The organism is Flavobacterium sp. MEB061, from assembly GCF_000834715.1.
Classification (GTDB): Bacteria; Bacteroidota; Bacteroidia; order Flavobacteriales; family Flavobacteriaceae; genus Flavobacterium; species Flavobacterium pectinovorum.
The window spans coordinates 1-242 of sequence record NZ_JXQR01000080.1; the positions used below are offsets into that span (position 1 = coordinate 1).

Below are 242 nucleotides of genomic sequence, written 5' to 3' on the forward strand. Positions count from 1 at the left end.
GAGGGACTCGAACCCACGACCTGCTGATTACAAATCAGCTGCTCTAGCCAACTGAGCTACGCTGGCGACTCATTACGGGTGCAAAGATAAAATGGTTTTTTATATTTCCAAAATAAATTCACAAGTATTTTAAAGAAAAAACCACCACTAAAAGTGATGGTTTTGTTGAGCCGGCGGAGGGACTCGAACCCACGACCTGCTGATTACAAATCAGCTGCTCTAGCCAACTGAGCTACGCTGGC

Annotated in this window: 1 tRNA gene; it reads right to left on the bottom strand. The window is 45.5% G+C overall.

Annotated elements, in window-relative coordinates:
• Positions 1–168: 168 nt before the first annotated feature.
• Positions 169–242 (bottom strand) — tRNA-Thr (locus tag RT99_RS24495).